15 protein-coding genes, 1 tRNA gene and 1 other RNA gene are annotated in these 17,098 nt (G+C 72.3%); 9 read left to right on the top strand and 8 right to left on the bottom strand.

Annotated features, from left to right (window positions below; translation table 11 throughout):
• Nucleotides 1–211: 211 nt before the first annotated feature.
• From VFL99_RS18270 to fdhD, 6 genes are all read right to left on the bottom strand, one after another.
• Nucleotides 212–460, bottom strand: coding sequence for an acyl carrier protein (locus VFL99_RS18270; RefSeq protein ID WP_325107801.1), 249 nt, complete (start codon nucleotides 458–460; stop codon nucleotides 212–214).
• Nucleotides 461–536: 76 nt separating this feature from the next.
• The gene (locus tag VFL99_RS18265; protein ID WP_325107800.1) at nucleotides 537–1,574 is read right to left on the bottom strand and encodes a beta-ketoacyl-ACP synthase III; all 1,038 of its coding nucleotides are present in this window, start codon (nucleotides 1,572–1,574) and stop codon (nucleotides 537–539) included.
• A gap of 17 nt (nucleotides 1,575–1,591) precedes the next feature.
• Nucleotides 1,592–2,779, bottom strand: a complete 1,188-nt coding sequence (locus VFL99_RS18260; RefSeq protein ID WP_325107799.1) for an acyltransferase domain-containing protein — start codon at nucleotides 2,777–2,779, stop codon at nucleotides 1,592–1,594.
• A gap of 78 nt (nucleotides 2,780–2,857) precedes the next feature.
• Entirely contained in the window at nucleotides 2,858–4,084 is a 1,227-nt protein-coding gene (locus VFL99_RS18255; protein WP_325107798.1) for a PucR family transcriptional regulator, read from the bottom strand.
• A 40-nt stretch (nucleotides 4,085–4,124) separates the two neighbouring features.
• Nucleotides 4,125–6,884 carry a pyruvate dehydrogenase (acetyl-transferring), homodimeric type gene (gene aceE, locus VFL99_RS18250; protein WP_325107797.1) on the bottom strand — a complete coding sequence of 920 codons (2,760 nt, stop codon included), beginning with the start codon at nucleotides 6,882–6,884 and terminating at the stop codon, nucleotides 4,125–4,127.
• Nucleotides 6,885–7,018: 134 nt separating this feature from the next.
• Nucleotides 7,019–7,888, bottom strand: a complete 870-nt coding sequence (fdhD, locus tag VFL99_RS18245; protein ID WP_325107796.1) for a formate dehydrogenase accessory sulfurtransferase FdhD — start codon at nucleotides 7,886–7,888, stop codon at nucleotides 7,019–7,021.
• A gap of 156 nt (nucleotides 7,889–8,044) precedes the next feature.
• Here fdhD and VFL99_RS18240 point away from each other — a divergent pair, with 156 nt between their 5' ends.
• The 7 genes from VFL99_RS18240 (at nucleotide 8,045) to VFL99_RS18210 (ending at nucleotide 13,040) form a co-directional block, all read left to right on the top strand.
• Nucleotides 8,045–8,473 (top strand): DUF3052 domain-containing protein, encoded by a 429-nt coding sequence (locus VFL99_RS18240; protein WP_325107795.1) that lies wholly within the window; start codon nucleotides 8,045–8,047, stop codon nucleotides 8,471–8,473.
• Nucleotides 8,470–8,943 carry a peroxiredoxin gene (locus VFL99_RS18235; protein ID WP_325107794.1) on the top strand — a complete coding sequence of 158 codons (474 nt, stop codon included), beginning with the start codon at nucleotides 8,470–8,472 and terminating at the stop codon, nucleotides 8,941–8,943. The genes VFL99_RS18240 and VFL99_RS18235 overlap by 4 nt, the downstream gene beginning before the upstream one ends.
• A gap of 57 nt (nucleotides 8,944–9,000) precedes the next feature.
• Nucleotides 9,001–9,073: transfer RNA gene (locus VFL99_RS18230), tRNA-Val, on the top strand.
• Nucleotide 9,074: 1 nt separating this feature from the next.
• Nucleotides 9,075–9,953, top strand: coding sequence for a Nif3-like dinuclear metal center hexameric protein (locus tag VFL99_RS18225; RefSeq protein ID WP_325107793.1), 879 nt, complete (start codon nucleotides 9,075–9,077; stop codon nucleotides 9,951–9,953).
• 8 nt (nucleotides 9,954–9,961) lie between these two features.
• Nucleotides 9,962–10,690 (top strand): zinc ribbon domain-containing protein, encoded by a 729-nt coding sequence (locus VFL99_RS18220; RefSeq protein WP_325107792.1) that lies wholly within the window; start codon nucleotides 9,962–9,964, stop codon nucleotides 10,688–10,690.
• Entirely contained in the window at nucleotides 10,687–11,865 is a 1,179-nt protein-coding gene (locus tag VFL99_RS18215) for a bifunctional RNase H/acid phosphatase (RefSeq protein ID WP_325107791.1), read from the top strand. Before VFL99_RS18220 ends, VFL99_RS18215 begins: the two co-directional genes overlap by 4 nt.
• A gap of 5 nt (nucleotides 11,866–11,870) precedes the next feature.
• Nucleotides 11,871–13,040 carry an O-succinylhomoserine sulfhydrylase gene (locus VFL99_RS18210; RefSeq protein WP_325107790.1) on the top strand — a complete coding sequence of 390 codons (1,170 nt, stop codon included), beginning with the start codon at nucleotides 11,871–11,873 and terminating at the stop codon, nucleotides 13,038–13,040.
• A 60-nt stretch (nucleotides 13,041–13,100) separates the two neighbouring features.
• Here VFL99_RS18210 and VFL99_RS18205 read toward each other — a convergent pair whose 3' ends face one another.
• The gene (locus VFL99_RS18205) at nucleotides 13,101–14,204 is read right to left on the bottom strand and encodes an SLC13 family permease (protein WP_325107789.1); all 1,104 of its coding nucleotides are present in this window, start codon (nucleotides 14,202–14,204) and stop codon (nucleotides 13,101–13,103) included.
• A 10-nt stretch (nucleotides 14,205–14,214) separates the two neighbouring features.
• On the bottom strand, nucleotides 14,215–14,961 hold the full coding sequence (locus tag VFL99_RS18200) for a YaaA family protein (RefSeq protein ID WP_325107788.1): 747 nt from the start codon (nucleotides 14,959–14,961) through the stop codon (nucleotides 14,215–14,217).
• A 32-nt stretch (nucleotides 14,962–14,993) separates the two neighbouring features.
• On the opposite strand from VFL99_RS18200, the gene VFL99_RS18195 reads away from it, so the two are divergent.
• Both VFL99_RS18195 and rnpB read left to right on the top strand, forming a co-directional pair.
• The gene (locus VFL99_RS18195; protein ID WP_325107787.1) at nucleotides 14,994–16,445 is read left to right on the top strand and encodes an RNB domain-containing ribonuclease; all 1,452 of its coding nucleotides are present in this window, start codon (nucleotides 14,994–14,996) and stop codon (nucleotides 16,443–16,445) included.
• Between the two features lie 98 nt (nucleotides 16,446–16,543).
• Nucleotides 16,544–16,934: RNase P RNA component class A (gene rnpB, locus VFL99_RS18190), an RNA gene on the top strand.
• Nucleotides 16,935–17,098: the final 164 nt, after the last annotated feature.

Raw genomic sequence — 17,098 nt, 5'->3', positions numbered from 1 at the left:
GATCGCGTCCCACGTCTCCTGGGCGGTGCCGCCGACGGGGGTGGTCGCGCCGAGTCCGGTGACGACGACGCGTCGCTGTGCGCTCATGGGGTGGGTGCTCCTTCGCTCTGGGTGGTGCCGGCCGGGCCGCGGCCCCGCGGTGCGTCCTCCCCAACCGTATGCCGCGCGGGCGCCGGAGGAGGGACGGGCGGCGGGGCCGCCGGCTACCGGGTCAGTCCTGGTTCTTGGCGATGAAGGCGACCGCGTCGCCAACGGTCTTGAGGTTCTTGACCTCGTCGTCGGGGATGCGCACGCCGAACTTCTCCTCGGCGTTGACCACGATGGTCATCATCGACAGCGAGTCGATGTCGAGGTCGTCGGTGAACGACTTGTCCATCTGCACGTCGTCGGTGTCGATGCCCGTCTCCTCGTTGACGATGTCAGCGAGGCCGGACAGGATCTCCTGCTCAGTCTGAGCCATGTGGGGAACTCCTTGGTGTCTCTCACGGGGTGTGCGGTTGGGCTGACCCGAATTACCCGTCGGGCCACGGGAGGCACTAGGGCAGGACGACGACCTGGGCGGCATACACCAGGCCGGCGCCGAACCCGATCTGCAGGGCGAGCCCGCCGTGCGGGGCCTCCCCCTCGTCGAGCATGCGCTGGGTGGCCAGCGGGATGGAGGCCGCGGAGGTGTTCGCGGTCTCGGCGATGTCCCGGGCGACCGGGATGCCGTCGGGCAGGCCGAGCTGCTTGATCATCGCGTCGATGATCCGCATGTTCGCCTGGTGGGGGATGAAGGCGTCGAGGTCCTCGGCGGCGATGCCCGCCTTGTCGAGCGCCTCCTGGGCCACCTTGGCCATGCTCCAGACGGCCCAGCGGAACACCGGCTGGCCCTCCATGAGGATGGCCGGGAACTCCGGGTCCTCCTCGCCGCGCTCGTGCATCGCGCCCTTGATGTCGATCCACGAGGTGCGCTGGGCGATCTTGTCCCACTTGTCGCCTTCCGAGCCCCAGACGGTCGGGCCGATGCCCGGGCTGTCGGAGGGCCCGACGACAGCCGCGCCGGCACCGTCACCGAAGATGAAGGCCGTCCCGCGGTCGTAGGGATCGGTGAAGTCGGACAGCTTCTCCACGCCCACCACGAGCACGTGCTCGGCACTGCCGCCGCGGACCATGTCGTTGGCCAGGCTGATGCCGTAGCAGTAGCCGGCGCAGGCGGCGGAGATGTCGAACGCCGCGGCTCCCTTGGCCCCGAGGCGCTCGGCGAGCAGGGGTGCCGCCGCCGGGGTCTGGTAGGGGTGGGTCACCGTCGCCACCAGCACCGCGCCCAGGCGCGAGTGGTCGATGCCGGCGCGCTCACAGGCCTGCCGGGCGGAGTGCTCGGCCATGTCGACGACCGACTCGTCCGGCGCGGCGAAGCGACGGCTGACGATCCCCGAGCGCTGCTGGATCCACTCGTCCGAGGAGTTGATGGCGTCGACGATCTCGGAGTTGGGGACCACCCGGGAGGGGCGGTAGCCACCGACCCCCCAGAGGCGCGCATGGGGGGCGCCACTCGGGGTGGCGAGGGTGCCGCGGTGGGAGGGAATCGGCATACCGGTGTCTCCTGACCTCAGGACTCGGAGGGATGCAGGCGGAGCAGGGGCTGACCGGGGGAGACGGGGTCACCGTCCTCCACCAGCCACTCGAGGACCTGCCCCCCGTGCGGGGCGCTCACCTCGTGGGTGTCGCGCAGCGTGGACACCGTCGCGACGACGCTGCCGGGGGCGACGGTGGCACCGGGCGCGGACGCCTCAACGTTGACCGTACCCTTGACCGGCGCGATCAGCAGCCGCCACGTGGGCTGGTCGACGATGGAGCCGTACTGCCCGGGCTGGCCGTGCTCGCGGATCATCCGGTGCGCGGCCGGCAGGTCCTCGGGGGACTTCAGGGCCAGGGTCTCGACGCCCGGCAGGGCCCGCTTGGCGAGGCCGACGAGGGTGCCCGCCGGCGGGATCTCGATCAGGCCGGTCACCCCGAGGTCGGCGAACGTCTGCATGGTGAGGTCCCACCGCACCGGGTTGCGGACCTGCTCCACGAGCCGGGTCAGCATCGCGCGGCCGCTGTGCACCACGGCGCCGTCCCGGTTGGACACCAGGCGGGTGCGGGCGTCGTGGGTGGAGATCGCCCGCGCGTAGCCGGCCAGCACGTCCACCGCGGGCGCCATGTGCTCGGTGTGGAAGGCGCCGGCCACCTTCAGCGGGATCACCCGCGCCTTGGCGGGCGGGTCGTCCTTGAGCGCCGCGAGCTGCTCCAGCGTCCCCGCGGCGACCACCTGGCCGGCGCCGTTCATGTTGGCCGGGGTGAGGCCGTGGCGCTCGATGGTGGCCACGACCTGCTCGGGGTCACCGCCGAGGACGGCGCTCATGCCCGTGGGCCGCACCGCGGACGCCTCGGCCATCGCGTGGCCGCGCTCACGCACGAACACCATCGCCTGCTCGGCGGTCATCACGCCGGCGGCCGCGGCGGCGGTGATCTCGCCGACCGAGTGACCGGCCCCGGCGGCGACGAGGCGGAACCCGTCGGCCGGGTGCTCGAAGAGGGAGAGCAGGGACACCAGGCCGGCGCCGACGATGAGCGGCTGCGCCACCGCGGTGTCCTTGATCGTCTCCGCGTCGGACTCCGTGCCGTGGGCGACGAGGTCCATCCCGGCCACGGCCGAGAGCCACTGGAGGCGGTCGCGGAAGCCGGGCAGCTCGAGCCAGGGGGAGAGGAATCCGGGGGTCTGTGAGCCCTGTCCGGGGCAGACGATCACCAGCACCCCTCCAGACTGTCGCGTCGGCCGTGACCGGGGCGTGACCGATTCCCACCAACAATCCGGCCGACCTTTGGAGGGTTCCTACAAATCGGTCTCCGGCTCGGCGGTGCTGAGCACGCGCCGGCGCTCCCGCGGGGTCGGCTCGGCGAGACGGCCGAGGGACAGGGCGAGGCGCACGGTGTAGGCGTCGCGCGGCGCGGTGAGGTCGTAGCCGGTGACGGTGGCGATCCGGGCGAGGCGGTAGCGCACCGTGTTCGGGTGGACGAACAGGACACGGGCCGTGGCCTCGAGCCCGCCGCCGCCGTCGAGGTAGGCCGCGGCCGTCTCGAACAGCGCTCCGCCGGCCTCCTTCAGCGGCCGGTAGGCCCGGTCGATCAGCAGGCGGCGCGCCGCCGCGTCGCCACCGAGCACCCGCTCCGGCAGCAGCTCACCGGCGTCCACCGGCCGGGGCGCCTCCGGCCAGGCCCGTGCGGCGGTGAGCCCGGACAGTGCCGCCCGGGCCGAACGCCCGGCGGCGAACAGGTGCGGCACGACCGGCCCCACGACGATGGGGCCCTGGCCGAAGGAACCGGTCAGGGAACCGGCCGTCTCGAGCGGGTCGTGGACTCGGCCCAGGATCGCCACGAGCCGGCGTCCCTGGACGGCCGCGAGCGCCTCCACGTGCACCCGTTTGGCGGCCCGGCGGACCGCGTCCACGACACCGGCTTCCGTGCCGTCGGGAGCCTCACCGGCCACGACGGCCACGTCGTTGACCGAGCCCCAGCCGAGCGCGGCCACCCGCGAGTGGAGCGCGTCGTCGGCCTCGCCGCGCAGCACGGCGTCGACCACGAGCGACTCCAGCCGGGCGTCCCAGGCGCCGCGTGACTCCGCGGCCTCGGCGTAGACCTGGGCCGCCGCGAAGGCGATCTCCCGGGAGTAGCGCAGCACCGCCTCGCGCAGGTCCTGCTCCTCACCGGGGGCGGCGAGCTCGCCCACCTGCCCCTCGACGACGTCGACGACCGAGCGGACCAGGTCCAGCGTCCGGGCCAGGCTGATCGAGCGGGTCAGCTCCCGCGGGGCGGTGCCGAAGACGTCCGCGGTGACCGGCGGTGCCGCGGGGTCGTCGACGGGCTGGCGGTACCACGCGATGAAGGCCGCGATCCCGGCCTGGGCCACCAGCCCCACCCAGGAGCGGTCCTCCGCGGACAGGTTGCGGTACCAGCCGTGGCTGGCCTCCATCTGCTTGAGCGCCGCGGTCGACAGGCTGCCGGCGCTGCGCTCGACGTTGCGCTGGGTGGCGAGGCTGCCGCGGACCCGGGTGCTCGGCATACCGGCAGTCTATTTGTATGCCGGCCACAAGGCGGGCGGGTCAGGCGTCGCCTCCCGCGGTGCCGCTGGTGCCGGCGGTGACGTCGAGCAGCCTGTACTTGTCCGCCGCCTGCCGGGCCAGGGCCGGGTCGAGCTCGCCGCGCTGGGCCAGCAGCTGCAGCGCCCGCACCGCGACCGAGGGGCCGTCGATGTGGAAGTAGCGCCGCGCCGCCGGGCGGGTGTCGGAGAAGCCGAACCCGTCGGCGCCGAGCGAGGCGAAGTCGGTCGGCACCCACTGGCGGATCTGGTCCTGCACGGCGCGCATGTAGTCGGAGACCGCCACGACCGGGCCGGGCATGTCCTTCAGCCGCTGGGTGACATAGGGCTCGCGCTGCGGCTCGTCGGGCAGGAGGAAGGCCTGCTCATCACAGGCCAGGCCGTCCCTGCGCAGCTCGTTCCAGGAGGTGACCGACCAGACGTCGGCGACGACGCCGAAGTCGTTCTTCAGCAGCTCCTGGGCCTCCAGCGCCCACGGCACGCCGACACCGGAGGCGAGCAGCTGGACGTGGCGGGCGTCGTCCCCGAGTCCCTCCCTGCTGCCGCGGGAGATGAGGTGCATCCCCTTGAGGATGCCCTCGACGTCGACGTCCTCCGGCTCGGCCGGCTGCACCATCGGCTCGTTGTAGGCGGTCATGTAGTACATGACGTTCTCCGGCTCGTCGCCGTACATCCGGCGCAGGCCGTCCTGCACGATGTGGCCGATCTCGTAGCCGTAGGCCGGGTCGTAGGCCACCACCGCCGGGTTGGTCGAGGCGAGCAGCGGGCTGTGCCCGTCGGCGTGCTGCAGCCCCTCACCGGTCAGGGTGGTGCGACCGGCGGTGGCGCCGATCAGGAAGCCGCGAGCCATCTGGTCGCCGGCGGCATACAGGAAGTCGCCGCTGCGCTGGAAGCCGAACATCGAGTAGAAGATGTAGATCGGCACCATCGGCACGTCCTGGGTCGAGTACGACGTGCCGGCGGCCGTGAACGCCGCCGTCGCGCCGAGCTCGTTGATGCCGACGTGCTGGATCTGGCCCTGCTTGGACTCCTTGTACGCCAGCATGAGGTCGGCGTCGACGGAGGTGTAGCGCATGCCGTGCGGGTTGTAGATCTTGTTGGTGGGGAAGAACGAGTCCATCCCGAAGGTGCGGGCCTCGTCCGGGACGATCGGCACCACGTGGGCCCCGAACTCCTTGTCCCGCATGATCTCCTTGAGGATCCGCACGAAGGCCATCGTCGTGGCGACCTCCTGCTTGCCCGACCCGCGCTTGGCGACCTCGTAGGCCTTGTCGTCGGGCAGGTGCAGCTTGGTGCGGCCCACGCGCCGCTCGGGGATGAAGCCGCCCAGCTTGGACCGGCGCTCGCGCAGGTACTGGATCGTCGGGTCGTCCTCGCCGGGGTGGTAGTACGGCGGCATCTTGGGGTCGGCCTCGAGCTGCTCGTCGCTGATCGGGATCCGCAGCGAGTCGCGGAACTGCTTGAGGTCCTCCAGCGTGAGCTTCTTCATCTGGTGGGTGGCGTTGCGGCCCGCGAAGTGGGTGCCGAGACCGTAGCCCTTGATGGTCAGGGCGAGGATGACCGTCGGCTGGCCGGTGTGGTTCACCGCGCGGTCGTAGGCGGCATAGACCTTGCGGTAGTCGTGGCCGCCGCGCTTGAGGTTCCAGATCTCCTGGTCGCTCATGTTCTCGACCATCTTGCGGGTCCGCGGGTCCTTGCCGAAGAAGTGCTCGCGGATGAACGCCCCGTCGTTGGCCCGGTAGGTCTGGTAGTCACCGTCGGGGGTCGAGTTCATCACGTGCACCAGCGCGCCGTCGCGGTCGGCCGCCAGCAGCGGGTCCCACTCACGGCCCCAGATGACCTTGATGACGTTCCAGCCGGCGCCGCGGAAGTAGGACTCCAGCTCCTGCACGATGCTGCCGTTGCCGCGCACCGGGCCGTCGAGGCGCTGCAGGTTGCAGTTGATGACGAAGTTGAGGTTGTCCAGCTCCTCCATCGCGGCGACGTGGAGCAGGCCGCGCGACTCGGCCTCGTCCATCTCGCCGTCGCCGAGGAAGGCCCACACCTGCTGCTGCGAGGTGTCCTTCAGGCCACGGTTCATCAGGTACTTGTTGAACTGCGCCTGGTAGATCGCGTTGATCGGGCCGATGCCCATCGACACGGTGGGGAACTGCCAGAAGTCGGGCATGTTCCGCGGGTGCGGGTAGGAGGGCAGCGCCAGCACGTGACCGTCGACGACGTGGGAGTGCTCCTGCCGGAACCCGTCGAGCTGCTCCTCGCTCAGCCGGCCCTCGAGGAACGCGCGGGCGTAGATGCCGGGGGAGGCGTGGCCCTGGATGAAGACCTGGTCGCCGCCGCCCTCGTCGTCCTGGCCCTTGAAGAAGTGGTTGAAACCCACCTCGTAGAGCGTCGCCGAGGACGCGTAGGTCGAGATGTGGCCCCCGACGCTGATGTCGGGACGCTGGGCGCGGTGCACCATGATCGCGGCGTTCCAGCGCAGGAACGCGCGGTAGCGGCGCTCGACCTCCTCGTCACCGGGGAACCACGGCTCCTCCTCCGGCGGGATGGTGTTGATGAAGTCCGTCGTGGTGAGCGAGGGAACGCCGATCTGGTGCTGCCTGGCCCGCTCGAGCAGCTTGAGCATCACGTAGCGCGCCCGGCTGCGGCCGCTCTGTTCGAGGACACCGTCCAGGGACTCGAGCCATTCCTGCGTCTCCTCGGGATCGATGTCCGGGAGCTGACTGGGGATGCCGTTGAGGATCGGTCCGGCTTCGTCGCGTGCCACCGCGATCTTCCTTTCGTGTCCGACGCGCCAGCCGCCTGTGGGCGACCGCCACCTCCATTCTTTACCCGCCGGCAGGAACCGACCTAGCGGGGTGCGTCACCGTCTCATGAGGTGGCAGGCCCGATGGCACTGGGTCAGCCGGCTGCGTGGTCGCGCTGCTCATCCGGTATGACGACCCGCTGGCTGCCGGCGTAGACGGTCAGTCGCTGCCCCCGGGCGAAGCCGACGAGGGTCATGCCGGTCTCCGCGGCGAGCTCGACGGCGAGGCTGGACGGTGCTGACACGGCCACGAGCGTGGGCAGGCCCGCCATCAGCGCCTTCTGGGTCAGCTCGAAGCTGGCCCGGCCGCTCACGCAGAGCACGTGGCCGGTGAGCGGCAGCCGTTCCTGCCGCAGCGCCCAGCCGATCACCTTGTCCACGGCGTTGTGCCGGCCGACGTCCTCGCGGACGGCGAGCAGCTCGCCCTCGGCGGTGAACAGCCCGGCGGCATGCAGGCCGCCGGTGCGGTCGAACACCTTCTGCCGGCTGCGGAGCCGGTCCGGCAGGCTCGCGAGCAGCTGGGGCGACAGGGACTGCGGGTCGTCGCGCACGGCATACCGGCTGCGCAGCCGGATGGCGTCGATGCTGGCCTTGCCGCATACGCCGCAGGCGCTGGTCGTGAGGAGGGGGTGCTGGGAGCTGGCGGGGAGCGCGGGCACGTCCGCGGCGAGGGTCACGTCCACCACGTTGTAGGTGGGGCGGCCGTCCTCACCCGCGTCCAGGCAGTGCATCGAGCGCCGCACGTCGCTCGCCCTGGTCACCACTCCCTCGGTGAGCAGCAGCCCGAGGGCGAGGTCGAAGTCGTCACCCGGCGTGCGCATGGTGACGGTGAGGGCACGGCCGTCCACCCGGATCTCCAGCGGCTCCTCCACGGCGAGCGTCTCGGGCCGGGTGGAGACGGTGACGGCCTGCTCGGCGGAGAGCCGGATCTGCCGTGCCGGCGTGCGCCTGGTCACTCGTCCCACGCCCGTCAGCCTAGGACGAGCTCCGGGGTTCTGCTTGCGCGATCGCGCTCAACCTAGTGGACTAAGGCCTGCACAGCAGATCAGTGAGGCGCTCCACGACGGGCCGTCCGAGGACGGCAGGGACGCCGTGACACGAGAGACCAGAAGGGGCAACAGGTGGGTGCGACCGCGCAAGCGGCGTCGTCGAACGGTGCGGCCGGCAAGCTGGGCTTTGCCGCGGGACAGATCGTGCAGGAGCTGGGCTACGACGACGACGTCGACGACGAGCTGCGCCTCGCCGTGGAGGACCTCGTGGGGTCCGAGCTGGAGGAGGACGACTACGACGGGGTCGCCGACGCGGTGGTCCTGTGGTGGCGCGAGGGCGACGGTGACCTCATCGACGACCTGATGGATGCCCTCACCAACCTCGCCGAGCGCGGGTTCATCGTGCTGTTGACCCCGAAGGCGGGCCGGGACAACCACGTCGACGCCAGCGACATCGAGGAGGCGGCGGTCACCGCGGGCCTGCACGCCTCGGCGAGCGTCAACGCGGCACGGGAGTGGATCGGCACCCGGCTCGTGGCGCCCAAGACGGGGCGCCGGTGAGCGAACCGGTCCCCGTCGCCGAGGGTGACCGCGCACCGGACTTCGTGCTCCGGGACCAGCACGGCCACGACGTGCAGCTGGCGGGTTTCGTCGGCCAGAAGGCGGTGCTGCTCGTGTTCTACCCGTTCGCGTTCTCGGGGATCTGCACCGGCGAGCTCACCGCGATCCGCGACGACCTCGGCCGGTTCCAGAACGAGCAGGTCCAGGTGCTCGCGATCTCCTGCGACCCGATGTTCACGCTGCGGGCGTGGAGCGAGGCCCAGGGCTACGACTTCCCCCTGCTGTCGGACTTCTGGCCGCACGGCGACGTGGCCCGTCGCTACGGCGTCTTCCGCGAGGACGGCGGGTTCGCCACCCGCGGCACCTTCCTCCTCGACCGCGCCGGCGTGCTTCGGTGGTCGCTCGTGAACGGGCCGGGGGAGGCACGTGACCTGAGCGGCTACCACGAGGCGCTCGCCGCGCTGGCCTGAGGGTCGGCCGCAGCGCCGGGGTCGGTTAGTCTTGCCCGGCGCCGACACGGCGCGTCGGGGCCTGTAGCTCAGTTGGCAGAGCACCGCGTTTACACCGCGGGTGTCGTCGGTTCGAGCCCGGCCGGGCCCACGTGGACCTGACTGTCGCCGATGTGGTCGCCGCGATGGAGCGGCTCTACCCGCCCGGCACCGCCCAGCCCTGGGACCGTGTGGGCCTGGTGGCCGGTGACCCGGATCAGCCGGTCCGGCGCGTGCACCTGGCCGTCGACCCCACGCTCGCCGTGATCGAGGAGGCCCGCACCGCCGGCGCGGACCTGCTGCTGACCCACCACCCGCTGCTGCTGAGGGGCGTGCACAGCGTCGCCACGACGAGCGCCAAGGGTGCCTCCGTCACCGCCCTCGTCGTGCACGACATCGCCCTGTATGTCGCCCACACCAACGCCGACGTCGCGTCACCCGGCGTGAGTGACGCCTTGGCAGCCGCCTGCGGGCTGGTCGAGGTCGAACCGCTGGCGATCGAGGAGGGCCAGCGGCTCGGCCGGGTCGGCGACCTGCGCGAACCGGTGGGCCTGGCTGCCTTCGCCGACCGAATCGTGGGGGCGCTGCCCGCGGCCGGGGGAGGGATCCGGGTCTCCGGTGACCCCACCGGGACGGTCCGTCGGGTCGCCGTGCTCGGCGGCGCCGGCGACGGCAACTTCGCCGACGTGCGCGCCTGCGGCGCCGACGTCTACGTGACCGCGGACCTGCGCCACCACCCGGCACTCGAGGCGCGGGAGGAGGCCCGGGGCGGGACGCCATACCTGATCGACGCGGGGCACTGGGCGAGCGAGTGGCTCTGGCTGCCGGGGCTGGCCGAGCAGTTGCCCCGCGAGCTCGGGGAGCGGGGAGCTACGGTGGACTTCCACGTGTCGACCCTCGTGACCGACCCATGGGACTTCGTCGTCGGGGCGCGCTCCGTGGAGTCCGCCGCGCACGACACCAGACCACCGCAACGGAAAGGCCTGTCCTGAAAGCTGACATGAGCCGCCAGTGGCGCCTGCTGGACCTGCAGGCGCTCGACACCCGGCTGGACCAGATCGAGCACCGCAAGCGCCACCTGCCGGAGCTCGCCCGGCTCGCCGAGCTGGGCGGGCGGACCGACCAGCTCGACACCGAGCTGGTCCGCGCCCGCACGGCCGAGAGCGACGTGCAGCGTGAGGTCACCAAGGCCGAGGCCGACGTGCAGCTCGTCCGCGACCGGATGGCCCGCAACCAGAGCCGGCTCGACGCCGGGCAGGGCACGGCCAAGGACCTGCAGGCGCTGCAGCACGAGATCGGGTCGCTCACCCGCCGGCAGACCGAGCTCGAGGACCTCGAGCTCGAGGTCATGGAGCGCGCGGAGGCGCTGCAGGCCGAGGCAGCCGAGCTGGGTGCCCGGCGCGAGGAGCTGGCCGGGCAGGTCAGCGAGCTGGAGTCCAGCCGCGATGCGGCGCTGCGCGAACTGGACGCCGAGCGGGACAAGCTGGTCGCCGAGCGCACCGACATCGCCGCGGGCGTCGGGGAGGACCTGCTCGCGCTCTATGACAAGATCCGGGCGAGCAGTGGCGGCGTCGGGGCGGCGCCGCTGGTGCAGCGGCGTTGTGGCGGTTGCCAGCTCGAGCTGGGTCAGGTGGACCTCTCGCGGATCCGGGCGGCCGAGGAGGACGAGGTCCTGCGCTGCGAGGAGTGCCGGCGGATCCTGGTGCGCACCTCCGAGTCGGGCCTGTGAGCCGACGCCGGCTCGTCGTCGAGGCCGACGGCGGCTCGCGGGGCAACCCCGGCCCGGCCGGCTACGGGGCGCTGGTGCGCGACCCCGACGGTCGGCTGCTCGCCGAACGGGCGGAGTCGGTGGGCATCGCCAGCAACAACGTCGCGGAGTACTCCGGCCTGCTGGCCGGGCTGCGCGCGGTGCTGGGGGTCGAGCCGGGCGCTGACGTCGAGGTGCGGATGGACTCCAAGCTGGTCGTGGAGCAGATGTCCGGCCGCTGGAAGATCAAGCACGCCGACATGCGCCGGCTCGCGCTCGAAGCACGCGACGTGCTCACGCAGATCAGCGCCGCCGGGGGCTCGGTCACCTTCACCTGGGTGCCGCGGTCGCAGAACGTCGCGGCCGACGCCCTCGCCAACGCCGCCATGGACGGCCGGTCCATCTCCCGGGACCTGCGCGACGAGGGCACGGACGCGTCCTCGGTGTCGGAGGAGTTCGTCGACGCCCGCACGCCCGCCGAGGAGGCGGAGACCAGCCGGGTGGCGCCCGCGGACGTCGGCGAGCCGACCCGGCTGGTCCTGGTCCGGCACGGCGTCACCGACTTCACGGTCGCCAGCAAGCTGGACGGCCGGGGCGGCACCGACCCGGCGCTCAACGACGAGGGCCGCCGGATGGCGCGCGCGGCCGGCGAGGCGGCTCGCGCCTACGTGGGGGCCGGCCCGGTGAGCGTGGTGACCTCGGGGCTGCGGCGCGCGGTGGACACCGGTGCGGAGGTGGCCCACGCCCTCGGCGTCGCACCTGAGGTCGACATCGACTGGGACGAGCAGGCGTTCGGCGACTGGGACGGTCGCAGCGTCGGCTGGCTGCAGGCCCGCTTCCCCGCCGACCTCGAGCGGATGCGCGTCGACGCCGACTACGCCCGGCCTGGCGGGGAGAGCCAGAGCGAGCTCACCGAACGCGTCGTGAAGGCCTTCGACCGAGCGGTCGCCCGTGGCGGCACCGTGGTCGTCGCCACCCACCGCAAGCCGATCATGGTCGTGCTGGCCCACCTGCTCGGCATCGGCCAGGACCGGATCTGGCGGGTCGCGACCGCCCCGGCGTCCCTGACCGGCATCGAGGTGTGGGCCGACGGCGGGGCATCGGTGTCCTTCGTGAACGACACGCACCACCTGCGCCGGCTCGAGGGGCGAGGGTGACGGGCATGGATGAGGTGCACCCGGCGACGCTGGCCGTCCGTGGCGGACTGGCCCGGAGCAACTTCGAGGAGACCTCCGAGGCGCTGTTCCTCACCTCCGGGTTCGTCTACGCCAGTGCCGAGGACGCCGAGGCGGCGTTCGCGGGGGAGGCGCAGCGGTTCGTCTACTCCCGCTACGGCAATCCCACGGTCGCGGTACTGCAGGACCGGCTGGCGCTGCTGGAGGGCACCGAGGCCTGCTTCGCCACCTCCTCCGGCATGGCCGCGGTGTTCGTGTCGCTCGCCGCGCTGCTCGGCCAGGGGGACCGGGTCGTCGCGTCCCGCAGCCTGTTCGGCTCCTGCTTCGTGATCCTCGACGAGATCCTGCCGCGGTGGGGCGTGGAGACGGTCTTCGTCGACGGACCCGACCTGGACCAGTGGCGCGAGGCACTGTCGGTGCCGACCACCGCGGTGTTCTTCGAGACGCCCAGCAACCCGATGCAGGAGCTCGTCGACATGCGGGCCGTCTGCGACCTCGCCCACGCGGCCGGCGCGCAGGTGGTCGTGGACAACGTCTTCGGGACCCCGGTCTACTCCCACCCGGTCGAGCACGGCGCCGACATCGTCGTCTACTCCGCCACCAAGCACATCGACGGGCAGGGCCGGGTGCTCGGCGGTGCCGTGCTCGGATCGTCGGAGTTCATCGACGGTCCCGTGCGCAACCTCATGCGGCACACCGGACCGGCCCTCTCGCCGTTCAACGCGTGGGTGCTGCTGAAGGGACTGGAGACGATGACGCTGCGCGTCGAGCAGATGGGCCGCTCGGCCCTGGCCCTCGCCCGGCAGCTCGAGGCGCACCCGCGGGTGCGGCGGGTCGTGCATCCGTGGCTGGAGTCGCACCCCCAGCACGAGCTCGCCCGCCGCCAGATGAGCGGTGGCGGCACGGTGATCACCTTCGAGGTGGACGGCGGCAAGGCGGACGCCTTCAGCGTCATGAACGCCCTGCAGCTGGTCGACATCTCCAACAACCTCGGCGACGCCAAGTCGATGGCCACCCACCCCGCCACCACCACCCACCGGCGGCTCGGCGCCGAGGCGCGGGCCGCGATCGGCATCACCGACGGCACGATCCGCCTGTCGGTGGGGCTGGAGGACCCGCGGGACCTGCAGGCCGACCTGGCGGCGGCGCTCGGCTGAGCCGCCACTGACAAGTGGCCGGTGTGGTCATCCCAGCCCTGTGCGGCGCGCGGCCACGAGTCAGGCGGGACCGAGCCACACGAGGGCCAGCACGGCCAGCCCGATGGTCACCACCGCGCACGTCAGCCCCTGCACCGCGAGCCGGCCGGCGCTGACGTGGACGCCCGCGCTGCGGCAGCGCTCGCGCCACAGGATCGTCGCGAGGGACCCCCAGACGGTCACCAGCGGCCCGCAGTTCGTCCCGATCAGCAACGCTGCCAACCGGATCCGTTCGCTGTCGGCGGCCGGTTCGATCGCGAGGTAGGCCGGCAGGTTGTTGACGACGTTCGAGCTCACGGCCGCGACGCCGGCCAGGCGCAGCAGGTCGGGCAGGCGCGATCCTGTGCCCGCCAGCTTCGTGACGACCTGGGCGAGCCCGTGCCGGGTCGCGACGTCCACGACGAGGAACAGCGCCGCGACCCCGATGACCACGAGCCAGGGCACCCTCACCCCCCGCAGCGCCTGAGGAGACCGGACCGCGCAGGCGAGGAGCAGGAGGACCGCGGCGACTGACGCGGGGATCGCCGGGGTCACGCCGGTGACGAAGACCGGGCCCAGCACGGCGCAGGTCGCGCCGGCGATGCCCAGCAGCACGCGGTCGTGCGGGTCGGGCCGCGCCGCGGTCGGGTAGCGGCCCGTCAGCGACCGACCGTGCCAGGCGAGCAGCACCAGCAGCGTGCCCACGATCGCGGCCAGCGCCGGCCACCCCATCAACGACAGGTATGCCGAGTAGCCGGCTCCCAGCGCATGGAACCGGTGCAGCGACAACAGGTTCGTGAGGTTGGAGACCGGCAGCAGCAAGGAGGCGGTGTTCGCCAGCCACAGCGTGGTCATGACGAACGGCAGGGGCCGCGCCCGGACCTGCCGCGCGACGGTGATCACCACCGGGGTGAGCAGGACGGCGGTGGTGTCCAGGCTGAGCACGATCGTGGCCACGGAGGCCAGCGCGACCACGAGCAGCCAGAGCAGCCACGTGCGCTGCCGCGCCACCCGTGCGCACCAGTGGCCCGCGACGTCGAAAACCCCCGCGGTGTCGGAGATCTCGGCGACGACGGTGATGGCGACGAGGAAGAGGAGGACCGGCCCGACCCGGTCGACGAGCGTGAGCAGCGACGCCGCGCTCATCCTCGACGGTTCACCGGGCGAGGGCGTCGAGCGTCCACGGCTTGCCCGCCCGCACGGGCTCGTGCAGCTCCACGTCGAACGCCCGGCTGACCACCTCGGCGAGGGCCTGCGGGGTCCGGGCATCGGTGCCCGCCTCGCACAGGTGCCGTGCGACCAGGCCCCGGGTGTGCTTGGCCATGTGCGTCGCACCCGGGATCCGGACCTGCACCCAGCGCCCGGCGAGGTCACCGCCCGGAACCCAGGCGGCGGCATACGTGCTGGAGCGGCAGTCCACCACGGCCCCGCGGCCGGCAGCCTCGGGCAGCACCTCCTGGAGGGCCTGCCGCCAGGCTGAGGCCAGCGGGCCGACCCCCGGCAGGTTCGTACCCATCGAGAGTCGGTAGGGCGCCACCGCGTCGGTCGGCCGCAGCGCACCGTAGAGGGCGGAGATGACCACGAGCCAGCGGTTGGCCCGGCGGCGTGCGGCGGGGTCGAGGGTGGCGTAGTCGAGGGCGTCGTAGAGGACGCCGGTGTAGAGGCTGCTGGCCCGCAGGGCGGGCGCGCTGTCCAGCCGGGTGTTGCGAGCAACCTCCTCGGCGAGGGTGGCGCTCACCCCCAACTGGTCCGTGCCGTCGGGCTGTTCGCTGACCTTGGCCAGCGCGATGCCGACCTGCTCCCGCACCGGTAGCAGGGAGGGAAAGCTGAGCCGGTCGAGCGCCATGGGGCGGCCGCGTCGCCGGGTGGACTTGGTCTCGGACGGCGGCAACAGGATCAGCACGGACCCGAGGGTATGCCTTTAGGGTGAGGCCCATGTCGAGGAGACGGATCAACCTCAGCAGCGAGGCCGCGGGGAAGGGCCGCGTCGTCCCCGCCGACGGACTCGAGGCAGCCTTCGCGGTGGTCCGCGCCGAGATGAAGGTGCCCGGCGACTTCCCCGCTGACGTCCTGCAGGAGCTCGAGGCCGCGATCACGTCGCCGCAGCTGCCCGAGCGGGATGAGACTGACCTGCCGCTGCTGACCATCGACCCGCCGGGTTCGCTCGACCTCGATCAGGCGATGCACCTCGCCCGCGAGGGCTCCGGCTACCGGGTGCGCTACGCCATCGCCGACGTGCCTGCCTTCGTCGCCCCCGACGGCGCCGTGGACCGGGAGGCGTGGCGGCGCGGCCAGACGATCTACCTGCCCGACGGCCGGGCCACGTTGTACCCGCCGTCCCTGAGCGAGGACGCAGCGAGCCTGCTCCCGGGACGGGTGCGGCCGGCATACCTGTGGGACCTGCGGCTGGGAGCGGACGGCGAGACCGAGGCCGTCGAGGTGCGGCGCGCCCTGGTGCGCAGCGGCGAACGGTTCGACTACGAGCAGGTGCAACGCCTGGTGGAACAGGGGCGCGACGAGCGCCTGCTGCTGCTCAAGGAGGTGGGCGAGCGGCGGATTGCGTTGGAGCGGAGCCGGGGCGGTGCGAGCCTGCCCATGCCCGAGCAGGAGGTGACCGTGGATGACCAGCGGCGCTACCGGCTCGGCTTCCGCCCCCTGGTCCCGACCGAGGACTGGAACGCGCAGATCTCGCTGATGACCGGCATGGCCGCGGCCGAGATGATGCTGCACGGCGAGGTCGGGGTCCTGCGGACGATGCCGGAGGCCGACCATGACGCGGTGGCGCGGTTCCGTCGGCAGGCGCGAGCGCTCGGCGTCGCGTGGCCGGCGGAGGTCCTCTACGGCGAGTTCCTGCGCTCGCTGGACCGGACGAACCCGCGGCACCTGGCCCTCATCCACGAGGCGACCACGCTGTTCCGGGGCGCCGGCTACACCCCGTTCGACGGCGCGGTTCCCGAGCAGACCGAGCACGCCGCCGTGGCCGCCCCCTACGCGCACGTCACCGCGCCGTTGCGGCGACTGGTGGACCGCGTCGGCCTGGTCGTCTGCGAGGCGCTGTGCACCGGTCACGAGGTGCCCGACTGGGCGCGCAAGGCGCTGCCGGCCCTGCCGGAGGTGATGGAGCGCAGCGAGCAGCTGGCCGTGAACGTGGACCGCGCCTGTCTCAACGTGGTCGAGGCCGCGGCCCTGCGCTCCCACGTCGGGGAGGTCTTCGACGCCGCCGTGGTCGAGCTGCGCGGCGAGGGGGAGAGCCTGGTGCAGGTGGAGGACCCCGCCATCCTCGCGCCCTGCACCGGCGACGCGCCGCTCGGCGCGCAGGTGCGCGTGCGGCTGGTGGAGGCCGACCTCGAGCGACGGTCCGTGCGGTTCGAGGTGCTGGACGGCTGACGACCACGGACCGGTCACTGAGCGGCCACTGTTCGAAGCGGACGGACAGGGACGTCCCGACCGTTCGGCGCGTGAGCCCGTATCCTGCTGAGCGTGGATGAGTCGGTCAGACGGTCGCGTCAGGTGGTGCCTCCCTCGGGACGGCGCCGCCTGCCGAGGAACGTCCGGGCTCCACAGGGCAGGGTGGTGGCTAACGGCCACCCGGGGTGACCCGCGGGACAGTGCCACAGAAAACAGACCGCCGCCGGGCGTCTCGACGTCCGGCGGTAAGGGTGAAACGGCGGTGTAAGAGACCACCAGCGCTCGGGGTGACTCGAGCGGCTCGGTAAACCCCACCTGGAGCAAGGTCAAACGCAGGCGTTCGAGGGCGGCCCGCCCGAGCCTGCGGGTGGACCGCTAGAGGCTGCCGGCAACGGCAGTCGTAGATGGATGGTCGCCCGTCGAGCTCGCGCTCGACGACAGAACCCGGCCGATAGGCCGACTCGTTCGCCTCTCAGATCGATTTCCCGCGGTGGCAGCTGGTAGCGCGGCGTGCCCTTGGCGCGCAACGCTGCCTCGCCCCGCTCCCATGCCTCCCCGAGGATGCGATCCCACGTGCGGCTGTGCTCATGCCGGGACCCCGGGAACGGCGTGAGCTCGCCGACGAGCACCTG

It is taken from the genome of Segeticoccus sp., from assembly GCF_035708005.1.
This window is presented reverse-complemented; position numbering and strand designations above follow the sequence as displayed.

Bases quoted from the DNA above. Each gene is read 5' to 3' on its own strand.
- VFL99_RS18270 (WP_325107801.1), bottom strand. From the start codon at position 460: ATGGCTCAGACTGAGCAGGAGATCCTGTCCGGCCTCGCTGACATCGTC.
- VFL99_RS18265 (WP_325107800.1), bottom strand. From the start codon at position 1,574: ATGCCGATTCCCTCCCACCGCGGCACCCTCGCCACCCCGAGTGGCGCC.
- VFL99_RS18255 (WP_325107798.1), bottom strand. From the start codon at position 4,084: ATGCCGAGCACCCGGGTCCGCGGCAGCCTCGCCACCCAGCGCAACGTC.
- VFL99_RS18220 (WP_325107792.1), top strand. From the start codon at position 9,962: ATGAGCCGCCAGTGGCGCCTGCTGGACCTGCAGGCGCTCGACACCCGG.
- VFL99_RS18210 (WP_325107790.1), top strand. From the start codon at position 11,871: ATGGATGAGGTGCACCCGGCGACGCTGGCCGTCCGTGGCGGACTGGCC.
- VFL99_RS18205 (WP_325107789.1), bottom strand. From the start codon at position 14,204: ATGAGCGCGGCGTCGCTGCTCACGCTCGTCGACCGGGTCGGGCCGGTC.
- VFL99_RS18195 (WP_325107787.1), top strand. From the start codon at position 14,994: ATGTCGAGGAGACGGATCAACCTCAGCAGCGAGGCCGCGGGGAAGGGC.